This window comes from Antribacter gilvus, from assembly GCF_003946865.1.
In the GTDB taxonomy this organism is placed as follows: Bacteria; Actinomycetota; Actinomycetes; order Actinomycetales; family Cellulomonadaceae; genus Antribacter; species Antribacter gilvus.
In genome coordinates this window covers 91,315-103,564 of sequence record NZ_QXTH01000008.1, presented here as the reverse complement: position 1 = coordinate 103,564, position 12,250 = coordinate 91,315, and the positions used below count along the sequence as shown (strand labels likewise).

The 12,250-nt window shown below is 69.7% G+C and carries 11 protein-coding genes; 8 read left to right on the top strand and 3 right to left on the bottom strand.

Features of this window, described 5'->3' with window-relative positions; genetic code table 11:
• The first annotated feature begins 79 nt into the window (after positions 1-79).
• Positions 80-526, top strand: a complete 447-nt coding sequence (locus tag D1350_RS14615; protein ID WP_125776770.1) for a hypothetical protein — start codon at positions 80-82, stop codon at positions 524-526.
• Between the two features lie 16 nt (positions 527-542).
• On the opposite strand, the gene D1350_RS14610 is transcribed toward D1350_RS14615, so the two are convergent.
• Positions 543-2,072, bottom strand: coding sequence for a DNA recombination protein RmuC (locus D1350_RS14610; protein ID WP_125776769.1), 1,530 nt, complete (start codon positions 2,070-2,072; stop codon positions 543-545).
• Positions 2,073-2,238: 166 nt separating this feature from the next.
• Here D1350_RS14610 and D1350_RS14605 point away from each other — a divergent pair, with 166 nt between their 5' ends.
• From D1350_RS14605 to D1350_RS14580, 6 genes are all read left to right on the top strand, one after another.
• Positions 2,239-3,084, top strand: coding sequence for an ABC transporter ATP-binding protein (locus tag D1350_RS14605; RefSeq protein ID WP_125776768.1), 846 nt, complete (start codon positions 2,239-2,241; stop codon positions 3,082-3,084).
• Positions 3,054-4,670 carry a hypothetical protein gene (locus tag D1350_RS14600; RefSeq protein ID WP_125776767.1) on the top strand — a complete coding sequence of 539 codons (1,617 nt, stop codon included), beginning with the start codon at positions 3,054-3,056 and terminating at the stop codon, positions 4,668-4,670. The genes D1350_RS14605 and D1350_RS14600 overlap by 31 nt, the downstream gene beginning before the upstream one ends.
• Positions 4,671-4,710: 40 nt before the next feature.
• Positions 4,711-5,796 carry a redox-regulated ATPase YchF gene (gene ychF, locus D1350_RS14595; protein ID WP_125776766.1) on the top strand — a complete coding sequence of 362 codons (1,086 nt, stop codon included), beginning with the start codon at positions 4,711-4,713 and terminating at the stop codon, positions 5,794-5,796.
• 128 nt (positions 5,797-5,924) lie between these two features.
• Complete coding sequence (locus D1350_RS14590; RefSeq protein WP_125776765.1) at positions 5,925-6,212, top strand: helix-turn-helix domain-containing protein; 288 nt, start codon at positions 5,925-5,927, stop codon at positions 6,210-6,212.
• The gene (locus tag D1350_RS14585) at positions 6,209-7,456 is read left to right on the top strand and encodes a type II toxin-antitoxin system HipA family toxin (RefSeq protein ID WP_125776764.1); all 1,248 of its coding nucleotides are present in this window, start codon (positions 6,209-6,211) and stop codon (positions 7,454-7,456) included. Before D1350_RS14590 ends, D1350_RS14585 begins: the two co-directional genes overlap by 4 nt.
• Before the next feature lie 96 nt (positions 7,457-7,552).
• Complete coding sequence (locus D1350_RS14580; protein WP_125776763.1) at positions 7,553-8,086, top strand: DUF1697 domain-containing protein; 534 nt, start codon at positions 7,553-7,555, stop codon at positions 8,084-8,086.
• A gap of 7 nt (positions 8,087-8,093) precedes the next feature.
• Here D1350_RS14580 and D1350_RS14575 read toward each other — a convergent pair whose 3' ends face one another.
• Entirely contained in the window at positions 8,094-8,924 is an 831-nt protein-coding gene (locus D1350_RS14575; protein ID WP_125776762.1) for an alpha/beta fold hydrolase, read from the bottom strand.
• 61 nt (positions 8,925-8,985) lie between these two features.
• Positions 8,986-9,801 carry an alpha/beta fold hydrolase gene (locus tag D1350_RS14570; protein ID WP_125776761.1) on the bottom strand — a complete coding sequence of 272 codons (816 nt, stop codon included), beginning with the start codon at positions 9,799-9,801 and terminating at the stop codon, positions 8,986-8,988.
• Positions 9,802-10,086: 285 nt separating this feature from the next.
• On the opposite strand from D1350_RS14570, the gene D1350_RS14565 reads away from it, so the two are divergent.
• The gene (locus tag D1350_RS14565; RefSeq protein WP_164545175.1) at positions 10,087-12,159 is read left to right on the top strand and encodes an endo-1,4-beta-xylanase; all 2,073 of its coding nucleotides are present in this window, start codon (positions 10,087-10,089) and stop codon (positions 12,157-12,159) included.
• The last annotated feature ends 91 nt before the right edge of the window (positions 12,160-12,250 follow it).

Below are 12,250 nucleotides of genomic sequence, written 5' to 3'. Positions count from 1 at the left end.
CGATCCGCAGGGATATACGGCACCGTACAAGCGGTCTACCGTGTGTTGTACGCAACCGTACAACACCGAGGAGGTAGCGATGTCGACGCGAAGACGCCCGATGATCACCTGGGCCGGCGGACTGATCGCGTTCTACGGGGCGGCCCACACAGTGGGGGCCCTGACGGTCGAGGGCGCCGCCGGACATGCCGGGGCATGGTTCGGCGGGGAGCTCAGGGGTGCGGATCTCTCCGAGATGAGCCCGGCGAACAGCGCGTACTGGCTGAGCGTCGACAGCTTCGGGCCCCAGCTCGTCCTGATCGGACTCCTGGTGCTGTGGATCGACGGCCGGGGCCTCACGCCGCCAAAGTTCCTGCCCTGGGCGCTGGCGGCCTGGGTGGCTGTCGACGCGGTGATCCTCGGGTGGACACCCAACGGCCTGATCATCGTGGTACCGATCGTGCTGCTCCTGATCGGCGCCTACCGGACCCGACGCCCTGACAAGCAGAGCGAACCCCTCGTGCCGGCAGCGGAAAAGGTGGGCTGAGGCGGGGTCGCAGGCCTCAGCCCGCGGCCTGGGATGCCCCGGAGCCCCCCTCGGGGAGGGACTTCTCGACGGACTCGAGCGCACGCTGGTCGCTGGCGACGAGAGTGGTGACCTCGAGCTCTTGTACGAGGACGCTCCGGTCGAAGGACTGGTCGAGGCCGCGGTCGATCGCCACGATGCCGCCCTCCTCGGCGGCGAGCAGCTCGGACTTGGTGATGGGCCGGGGAACCTCCTCGATCCCGCGGACCTCGTCGATGTGCTCCTTCTCGTCCACGACGTCGAGCTCGATCATGCGCCGAGCCGAGGTGAGGACGTTTCGCTCCAGCGAGCCGATCATCGAGTTGTAGCTCTTGGTGGCCGACTCGAGCGCCCGCCCGGTCTTGGTGATGTGCGACGTCATGGTCACGAGGCGCGAGTACAGCTCCTTGCCGACCTTGAGCACCTGCGCGGCGTTCTCCGCGAGTGCGTCCTGGCGCCAGGCGTAGGCCACGGTGCGCAGCAGGGCGATCATCGTCATGGGCGTGGCCACGATGACGTTCTTGCTCACCGCGTACTCGAGCAGGTCCGGCTCGCGCTCGACCGCCGCGGAGAGGAACGCCTCGGCGGGCACGAACATCACGACGAACTCGGGCGCCGGGGAGAACTGGTTCCAGTACTTCTTGGAGGCCAGGTCGTCCACGTGCTTCTTCATGTGGCGCACGTGGGCGTCGAGCCGCTGCTCGCGGTAACCCTCGTCGGTGGCCTGCTGCGCCTCCAGGTACCCGAGGAAGGCGACCTTCGCGTCCACTACCACGTGCTTGCCGCCCGCGAGGTGCACCACCATGTCCGGCCGGAGCAGCGTGCCGTCCTCTGTGGTGGCCTGCGCCTGCTCGGTGAAGTCCACGCGGTTGATCATCCCGGCGGCCTCGACCACGCGCCGCAGCTGGAGCTCGCCCCACGCGCCGCGGGTCTGCGACGAGCGCAGGGCCGTGACGAGGTCGCTCGTGCCGACGCGCAGCTCGGCCGACGCCTCGGCGACAGCCCGCATCTGCTCGACGATGGCGCCCTGGCCCTCGATCCGCGCCTTCTCGGCCTGAGCCACCTCGGTGCGGACCTGGTCCACGGCCTTGGTCAGCGGGTCCACCAGCGCCTGGACCGCCTGCTCGCGCTGCGCGAGCACCTCCTCGCCGCGCACCGTGGACGCCTTCAGCCGCGCCTCCGCCAGCTCGAGGAACTGCTTGTTGTTCGCGGCCAGGGCCTCGCCCGCCAGCGCCTGGAAGTGCCGTGCGGCGTTCTCCTGCTCGGCGCGTGCCGCCGCCACCTGCTCCTCGGCCCGTTCCCGCGCGGCCTGCACCTCACGGTTCGCAGCCTCTACCTGGGCCTGGAAGCGCACCACCTCCACCTGGGCGGCGTGCCGGTCGGCGTCGGCCTCGGCGCGGACGCGCGCGGCCGACACCTCGGCGGCGCGCAGGACCGAGGCCGTGCGACCGGAGTGCCAGAGCCAGCCCACCAGGCCGCCCACCACGAGCGACCCCAGGGCCAGCAGCACCGTTCCGAGGATCTCCATGGGCACAGGCTGCCACGGGCCACCGACACTCCCGCGCAGAAACCCCGCGTCGCCCGCGAAGTAGCAGGTCAGGAACCCAGCATCTCCGCCGCCCGGGGGAGTCCGGACGCCGATCTCATCCTCCCGGACGATGCTCCGTGTGGGCGGCGCCCGCTACGTTGGCGGCATGACCGCGCAAGCCGGCCCGCCGCCGTCGGGCACCAGCGACCTTGCTTCCCAGAGCGCGCCCACGCCACCGCCCGACCCGGCGGCGGCGCTGAGCCTGCGGGGGCTCTGGAAGCGGTTCGGGCAGAAGATCGCCGTCCACGGCATCAGCCTCGACGTCCCTGCGGGCTCCTTCTACGGGCTCGTCGGGCCCAACGGCGCGGGCAAGACCACGACGCTGTCGATGGCGACGGGCCTCCTGCGCCCCGACTACGGGTCGGTCCACGTGAGCGGCACCGACCTGTGGGCGCAGCCGGACCAGGCGAAGCGGCAGCTCGGCGTGCTGCCTGACGGCGCGCGGCTGTTCGACCGCCTGACCGGCACCCAGCTGATCACCTACGCCGGTCTCCTCCGCGGGCTCGACCGGGACACGGTCGCGAGCCGTACGCAGGACCTCCTGCGAGCGCTCGACCTCACGAAGGACGCCAACACGTTCGTCGTCGACTACTCGGCCGGAATGACCAAGAAGATCGCGCTGGCCAGCGCCATGATCCACGCACCCGGCACGCTCGTGCTCGACGAGCCGTTCGAGGCGGTCGACCCGGTCAGCGCGGCCAACATCCGCGAGATCCTCGCCGACTACGTCCGCAGCGGCGGCACCGTCGTCGTGTCGAGCCACGTCATGGACCTGGTCCAGCGCATGTGCGACCACGTCGCGGTCGTCGCCGCGGGCCAGGTCCTCGCCGCCGGCACCGTCGACGACGTGCGGGGCGACCAGAGCCTCGAGGACCGCTTCGTCGACATGGTCGGCGGCCGGGCGACGGGGGAGGGACTCGAGTGGTTGCGCACCTCGTCCGCCTCAAGCTGACGCTCCTCGGCAACACGTTCCGGCGCAGCGTCTGGCAGACGATCGGCCTGATCGCGGCGTGTCTCTACGGGCTCGGCGTGGTCGGGATGCTCGTCGCCGCGGTGATCGCCACCGGTTCCTACGACACCGAGGTCCTCGGCCTCGTCGTGACGCTCGGTGGCGCGCTCGCGACGCTCGGCTGGTGGCTGATCCCGCTCTTCCTCTTCGGAGTGGACGCCACGCTGGACCCGCACCGCTTCGCCACGTTCGGCATCCCGCTGCGCACCCTCGTCACCGGGCTCGGAGTCGCTGCCCTGATCTCCGTCCCCGGGATCGCCACGCTCCTCACGGGGCTCGGCGTGACGCTCGCCTGGTGGCGTACGCCCGCGCTGCTGCCACTGGCGCTGCTCGGCGTCGCGCTCGGGGTGGCCACGTGCGTGCTGGGCTCACGGGCACTGACCACGGCGCTGGCGCCGCTCCTCGAGGCGCGCCGGTCCCGCGAGGTCCTCGCGATCCTCGCGATGGTCCTGCTCGTCATGATCGGGCCGATGATGTCGTGGCTCGGCGGGTCGTTCGGCGGGGGCGGGCCGCGCAGCCTCGAGGGGGTCGCCCGCACCAGCCCCGAGGGCATCCGGCTCCTCGCCGACCAGCTCGCCGGGGTGGTGGCGTGGACGCCGCTCGGGGCGGCCTGGTCGCTCCCGGCCACGGCGCACGACGGCGCCTGGCTCGCCTTCGTAGGCCACCTCGCCGTGGCGCTCGGCACGGTTGCGCTGCTCTGGCTGGTCTGGGAGCGGGCGCTGGGCCGCGCGCTCGTCCGGCCGCCGGTGGGTGGTGGTCGCGGTGCGAAGGCCAAGGGCCTCGGCTGGTTCGGTCGCTTCCCCGCGACGCCGACGGGCGCCGTCGCCGCCCGGAGCACCACGTACTGGCTCCGGGACCCGCGCTACGGCTCCGTGCTCGCGATCGTCCCGCTCATGCCGGTCATCCTGTGGTTCTCCGGCCGGGAGACCGACAACCAGCTGCTGCTGATCCTCGCCCCGATCGTGGCCTGGGTGCTCGGCTTCGGGCTCTCCAACGACGTGGCGTACGACCACACGGCGTTCGCGCTGCACGTGGCGACCGGCACGTCCGGCTCGGCCGACCGCTGGGGCCGCGTCATCCCGATCCTGTGCTTCGGCGTCCCGCTGGTGAGCCTGTTCGCCGTGCTCTCCGCGGTCGTCGCGGGCCACACGGCCCTGCTGCCGGCTGTGCTCGGCCTGAGCCTGGGCACGCTCGCGCTCGGCCTCGGGGTGTCCAGCGCCGTGTCGGCGCGACTGGTCTACCCCGTCCCCAAACCGGGGGAGAGCCCGTTCAAGCAGCCGCAGGGCGCCGCCGTGGCGTCGATGGTGTCGCAGACGATCGCGCTGCTCATCGTCGCCGTGCTGTCCCTCCCCGCGTTGGCGCTCTCGGTCCTCGCCTTCGCTCAGGACAGCCCGCCGCTCGCCTGGGTCGCGCTCGTCGTGAGCCTCGCGGTCGGCGTGGGAGTCCTCGTCGGTGGTGTGCGGATCGGCGCCCGGACGTACGACCGCCGGGCGCCCGAGCTGCTCCAGCAGGTCCAGTCCTTCGCCTGACGCGGCGGGCCTCCGCCCGCCGCACGTAGACTTGCGCGACGTGGCACTCACTATCGGCATCGTCGGCCTGCCCAACGTCGGCAAGTCCACCCTTTTCAACGCGCTGACCCGCAACCAGGTGCTCGCGGCGAACTACCCGTTCGCCACGATCGAGCCCAACGTGGGTGTGGTCCCGCTGCCGGACGCGCGCCTCGGGAAGCTCGCGGAGATCTTCGGCAGCGAGCGGATCCTGCCCGCCACGGTGTCCTTCGTGGACATCGCGGGCATCGTCAAGGGCGCCTCCGAGGGTGAGGGCCTGGGCAACAAGTTCCTGGCCAACATCCGTGAGGCGGACGCGATCTGCCAGGTGACCCGGGCGTTCGACGACCCGGACGTCATCCGGGTGGACGGCTCCACCGACGCCCCCGGCGATATCGAGACCATCTCCACCGAGCTGATCCTCGCCGACCTCCAGACCCTCGAGAAGACGCTGCCGCGCCTCGAGAAGGAGGCCAGGATCAAGAAGGGCGACGCCGCCCTCCTGGCGGCCGCCACCACGGCCCGCGACATCCTCGAGAAGGGCGACACGCTCTTCCAGGGGGCGCAGGCCGCAGGTCTCGACCTCGCCGAGATCGCGTCGCTGCAGCTCATGACGGCCAAGCCGTTCATCTACGTCTTCAACACGGACGACGCCGGCCTCGCCGACACCGAGCGCCAGGAGGCGCTGCGGAAGCTCGTCGCCCCGGCGCAGGCCATCTTCCTCGACGCCAAGTTCGAGTCGGAGCTGACCGAGCTCGAGCCCGACGAGGCCGCCGAGATGCTGGCCGACTCCGGCCAGGAGGAGCCCGGCCTGGACCAGCTGGCCCGCGTCGGCTTCACCACCCTCGGCCTGCAGACGTACCTCACCGCCGGGCCCAAGGAGGCCCGCGCCTGGACCATCCGCAAGGGCTGGACCGCCCCGCAGGCGGCAGGCGTGATCCACACGGACTTCGAGCGCGGCTTCATCAAGGCCGAGGTCATCTCGTACGAGGACCTGGTCGCGGCCGGTTCGGTCGCCGCGGTCAAGGCGGCGGGCAAGGCCCGCATCGAGGGCAAGGACTACGTGATGCAGGACGGCGACGTGGTGGAGTTCCGCTTCAACGTGTAGCCGCGAGGTCGAGACCTCCGCGCTGCTGCGCTGCACTGAGTTCGCTGCACCTTCGGCAGTGGTAGGTATGGCGAGTGCGATCGCCATAACCTGCTGTTGGGGCTACTCTGGTCGCCAGAGGGGATGTCATGGCTGCTTATCGAATCGATCGCCAGATCGAAACCCTTGGCGCGCATGTGCGCGGCTGGCGCATGGTCCTGGGTCTGACTGCGCAGCAGGTGGCAGAACGCGCAGGCATCACCCGGGACACGCTGCGCAAGGTCGAGACCGGGGACTCGAGTGTGAGTTTCGGCAACGTGGCGCAGGTGCTCCGGGCGCTCGGCGTCCTGGACCAGGCCGTGGACGCCGTCGACCCGTTGAACAGCGATATCGGCAGGCTGCGTGCCGACAAGCTCACTAAGAAGCGTGCGCGGTGAGCACCGTCGAGGTGCTCGTCGACGTGGCGGGGAGAACCCGACTGGTGGGTCAGGCGTACTTCACCCGGACGCGAGGCCAGATCTCCACGACCTTCCTCTACGACCCTCGCTATCTCGCGAGCGACGGCATGGGCATCGATCCGGCACTCCCCCTGGTGTCCGGTTCGCAGCACCAGCCCGGGCTCGTCCGAGCCTTTGCCGACAGCGCCCCCGATAGATGGGGCCGCAATCTCATTGAGAAGGCAGAGAGGGCGCGCGCCCGGGAAGAAGGCAGAGCGCCGCGCACTCTGGACGACCTGGACTTCCTTCTGGGAGTCAGCGACGACACCCGGCAGGGCGCATTGCGCTTCCGCGTTCCCGGGCGCGACGAGTTCTTGGGCAAGCCCTCGCAGGTGCCACCACTTGTCTCATTGCCGGGACTCTTGCGGGCGAGCGATGAGCTTGCGTCGCAGGACGATCCTTCTGGCGCAGTCAAGTTGCTCCTGGACACTGGAACTACGGGTCTCGGCGGCGCGCGACCGAAGGCTTCCGTTCGGCTCGAAGACGGAGCCCTCGCAATCGCCAAGTTCCCGCACACCAGCGACGGATGGGACGTCATGGCATGGGAAGCGACCGCACTCGACCTCATGGAATGCGCCGGCATCCGCACGCCGCGGCGTCGGCTCACCCACGTGGGAGAGCGCAGTGTGCTGATCCTGCGTAGGTTCGACCGTACGCACGCCGGTGACCGCATCGGGTACATCAGCGCCATGACGGCCACGGGGTCTGCCGATGGAGAGCAGCGCGACTACGCCGACGTCGCCGAGTCGATGAGGGATCTGTCGCTCTCTCCAAGGCGCGACCACCATGAGCTTTTCGATCGTGTCGTGGTAAGCGTCGCAATCGGCAACACGGATGACCACCTGCGCAACCATGGCTTCCTTGCTGACCGGGGCTCCTGGACCCTGAGCCCTGTCTTCGACGTGAACCCGAACCCGGATCTGTTCCGGCCGCGCTCGACCTCGATCATGGGGGCTGACGCGCAGCCTGACGAAGTTGATGGCCTTCTTGCTCTCGCGGACGACTGCAGCCTAAAGGTTGACCAGGCCCGCGCGAGGATGCGCCGCATCGCCTCGTCGCTCGCCGACTGGCGCATTGGCGCCCGAAAGAATCGGATCAGTGAGCACGAGATCACGATGATGGCCGAGTCGATCGAGCCGCGGCTACAGGCGATCGACAGCGCGGGTAGGGCGGTCACCTTGTGAGGCTGCTCCGTGCCGGGATCCGGGGCAGTTCCGCTTCAACATGTAGCCGCGAGCGTTCCGACCCCCGATCAGGGTCCGAGGGATTACCTTCGCTCCATGACCTGGTTCGCGTCCCTCCTCGGGGGCATCAACGTCGGTGGGCACCGCAACGTGCCGATGGGCGAGCTGCGCGGCCTGTTCGCTGACCTGGGCTACCCGGAGGCGAAGACGTACATCCAGTCGGGCAACGTCGTCTTCGAGGCGGAAGCGGAGGCCGCGGCTCTGGAGGCCGATCTCGGCGGCGCGATCGAGCGTCGGTTCGGGTTTCCGGTCCTGGTGATCGTGCGGAGCCGGGAAGAGCTCGATGCCGTCATTGCCGCCAACCCCTTCGACGGTCGTGATCTTGACCTGTCAAGGATGGTGGTGACGTTCCTGTCGGCCCCGATCCCCGAGGGCGTCTCGCTCGTCGTCCCCGACGGGTACCCGGAAGAGGTGGTCGGTGCCGGCCGCGAAGTGTATGTCTCCTACCCGGACGGAATGGGGCGTTCGACGCTGGACCGATCGGGAGTCTGGAAACCGCTGGCCGGGATCGGCGCGACGACCCGCAACTGGAGGACCGTCTGCACGCTGCGACGCCTGATGGGCGAATAGCCCCGCTTCACCGTGCGGCGCGCTCCCGGGGATCGAGCCACCGCGCGAGCGTCGTCGCCAGCGGGACAGGCTGGTCGAGCTGGACGAGGTGCCCGGACCCTTCGATGACCCGCACCTGAGCGGTGGGGATGAGCTCTCCCAGACGATGTGCACGGTCGACGGGGATCCAGGTGTCTTCGCGTCCCCACACCACGAGCACAGGCACGTCGATCTCACCGAGCCGAGCTTCGATCTCGTCCGTGTACGTCTGGTCGGCCTGCGCGATCTGACGGAAGAACGCCTGTTGCCCGCTCTCGCCCCGCCAGGGCGCCACGAGCATCTCCATGGCCTCCGACGACAGCCCGGTATGGCTCGCGCCCGCGATGTACGCACGGACGATGCCCTCGTGGATGTGAGGTGGGACGGAGGCGAAGACGTCGGCGTGCCGGCCGACGAGCCGGAAGAAGTCGGATCCCCAGGGTGCGAGGGCGACGACGTCGACGAGCACGAGCGAGGAGAAGCGGGCACCGTGCAACAGGTGCGCGCGGAGCGAGACCGCTCCGCCGAAGTCGTGAGAGACGACGTGCGGGGAGTCGAGCTCCCAGAAGGAGAGGAGGTCGGCGAAGAGCTCGCCCTGGACATCGAGCGACACCCGGTGCGCAGGTTCCTTCGATGACCGGCCGTATCCGGGCATGTCCCACAAGTACACCGTGTGGTCGGCGGCGAGGGCATCGGCGAAGGGGCGCCACAGGTCAGAGGACCAGGGAGTGCCGTGGCAGAACACGACTGCGGGGCCGGATCCGAACGACTCCCACCGCACGGTGCGGCCTCGCCACGCGAAGGCCTGGTCAGTGGTCATCGGACTTATCGAATCCCGCTCGGGTTGCATCTGTCCATCAGCAGCCTTGTGATCGGGCACGTCAGAGGACGCGCCCGAACAGTTCGAGGGCGTGAGTCGCCACTGCGTCGGGGAGGTCGTCCGCGATGAAATGTCCCGCACCCTCGATGACGTGGCCGACGAGGTCGTCCGCCGGGTCGCCATGGACGTCCAGCATCCGGGGCCGTATCCCCGCGTCGGCGCCCCCCAGGAGCGCGACCGTCGGGACGGTGAGGCGTCGCCGACGATAGGCCGCGGTGAAGAACCGGCCGGTCTCGCGAAGGATGAGGTTCCGATACAGCGCTGAGCCGGCTTCAGCGTGCCCCGGGGCATGGAGACGGCTCAGGAAGATGGCCTGGTCTTCGTCGGTCATCGACTCGGGCGACGTGGTGAAGCTTGTCAACAGGCGGCGCGGGAATCGGTCGGTGCCCAGGGCCCACGCTCCCAGCCTGGGCGTGGCGACGACCGGTTGGAACCACAGCTGCGGCACACCGGCGAGCATGTGCGGTGTGAAGTGGAGGTAGGGGTGCGGGCCCAGGCACAGGAAGCCCGCCACGCGCTCCGGGTGGTCGAAGCAGAGGTTGTACCCGACGAAAGCGCTGAAGTCGTGCGCGACCAGGCCGACCCGAGGGCTGCCGAGATGGTCGAGCAGGGCCAGCACGTCGTCCAGGATCTCTCCCGCCGTATAACGGGAAGGTGGCGCGTCCGTCCACCCCGCGCCACGGAGATCCGGCGCGATCACCCGGTAGCGCTCGGCCAGCACCGGGATGATCTTGCGCCACTCCCACCAGTGCTGCGGGAACCCGTGGAGGAGCAGGACTCGCGGAGCGTCCGGCTGACCGGCCTCTGCTACGTGCATCCGTAGACCGGTGGAGAGCGTCACGAAACGATGCCGCACGCCGGGCAGGTGCGGTAGGTCCGGGGCCTCCAACGGGCCCGGTGCGTGGGCTGCGTCGTGGGTGCTTGCCACCAGACCGTTGTACTCCCGCCCGACGGGGATCCGCCACCGGTCGATCCTTGTCCAGGTCTTGACACGCCCTCCGATCCGGATAAGTTTGGCGGCGAAACTATTTCACCGATGAAATCGTTTGCCACGACCGCTCGCGCGCAGCGCAGCGCGCGGAGCCCTCACTGGAGGAGCCGCATGCCCAGCCCGACCACGTCCGTACCGACCCGGCGGAGCACCCGTCGAACCAGGCGGGCGACCCGCCCTGTCGCGGCTTCCGCTCTCGCCACCCTGATGGCCCTCACCGTCCTGGGAGCAGGCCACCCGGCGGTCGCCGCCGCCGAGACGGACCTCCCGCCCACAGGGCAGACGTTCGAGCATTACCCCGCCATGAAGGACGTCTACCAGGACTACTTCTCCTTCGGCATCTTCGGGGCCGGCGAGATCGACGGTCTGATCTACAACTACGCGTCCTACACCCCGGGCAACGAGATGAAGCCCGAGAGCACGCAGGCGGTCAAGGGCGTGTTCACCTTCGACGCGGCGGACGCGGCCATGGCGAGGTATGCCGTGCGGAACCCCGACCTGACGTTCTCCGGGCACACCCTGGCGTGGCACTCCCAGACGCCCACCTGGATGTGGGACGCACCTCCGGCCCGGTACGACCAGCCGGGCACGTTCGACCGCGACGTGGCGCTCGCCAACCTGAACAACCACATCGACAACGTCCTCGGGCGCTTCGGCAGCGAGCTGGTGGCGTTCGACGTGGTGAACGAGGCCGTGGGGACCGCGAACCCGGCCGACTGGCGTGCGTCGCTGGCGAAGGGCGAGGGCTGGTACCAGGCGCTCGGCTCCGACTGGGTGGAGCTCGCCTTCCTGCGGTCCGCCCAGGTGGTCGACGCCAACGGCTGGGACGTGAAGCTCGTCTACAACGACTTCGGGCTGGACTCCCCGGCGAAGGCGCGCGTGGTCTACGAGATGGTCAAGGACATCAACGAGCGCAACGCGGGCGTGCGCCCGGACGGCAAGCCGCTGATCGAGGTGATCGGCATGCAGGGGCACTACAACCTCGACACCGACGTCGCGGCCGTCGAGAGCAACATCAAGCTCTTCGGCTCGCTGGGGAACGTGGAGGTCAACGTCACCGAGATGGACATCGCGCTCCCGCCCGGCACCCTCACGCCCGAGAACGAGAACAACCAGGGCATGAAGTACGCCGAGCTGTTCCAGGTCTACCGCGACCACGCGGCAGGCCCGGCCAACACGACGAGCAACCCGCACGTGATCACCGCCGTCAAGCTGGCGGGTGTCCGCGACGTGCTCACCGGCTGGAAGGGCGGCGAGTTCGCCATGCCGTACGACTACGACGGCAAGGCCAAGGACGCGCTGCTCGGCATCCTGTACCCGGCGGAGTTCCTCGCCACCCACGACTACATCGAGATCCCGGGAGGCGGGGAGCACCCGCCGGTCCCGGGCGTCCACGTCTTCGACACGTCGGAGGGCGACTCCTGGAGCGGCGCCAACATCGTCCTGGGCGACGACGCCTCGGTCTGGCCGTGGTCCACGACCGACGACGGCGAGGCCGCCTTCCGTCCGGAACAGGGCGCTACCTACCGCTTCACCGTCAACTACACCGCCAAGGGCACGACGGCGATCCGCGTCCGCTGGCTCCGGGACAACACCAACGGCGGCTACACGAGCGGCGACGGCGCACTGGTCAACAGCCACCCGTACCGTGCCGACCAGGTCGCCACGTTCGTCCCCGCGTACTTCAACAGCGGGATGGTCAACATGGGCAGCTACGACCTCGTCACGGAGATCACGCTCGACGGGACCCAGCCGGCCGACGGCCTGGTCGGCAACCTCGGCATCCGCGGCGGCGGGGGAGGCAACGCCTTCTCGATCAACACGATCACCGTGGAGAAGGTGAGCCCCGACGGCGACCAGCTCCTCGTGAACTGGCCGCAGGGCATCCCCGCCGCGCCGAGCACGACGCTGACCTACCAGGGCAACAACTGGATCACCGTCTCGCTGGCCGCCGAGGCCACGGCCCCGGCCACGCTCGCGCGCACCGAGTACCGGGTCGACGGCGGCGACTGGGTCACCTATACCGAGCCGTTCACGCTCAAGCGCTCCGACCGGCAGACCCTGGCCTACCGCAGCGTCGACTCCTTCGGAACCGCCGAGGAGGAGCGCTGCGTGGTCCTCGACCCTGGCGACGGCACCGTGGACGTGGAGATCGCGCCGGACGCGGAGAACGTGTGCGCCTGAGAGCCTGAGGAGGGAGGGCCGCGCGCAGCAGGGAGGCGCGCGGCCCTCTTGCGTGCGCCTCCGCCGCGGCCGCCCGTGCGGCGCTAAACGA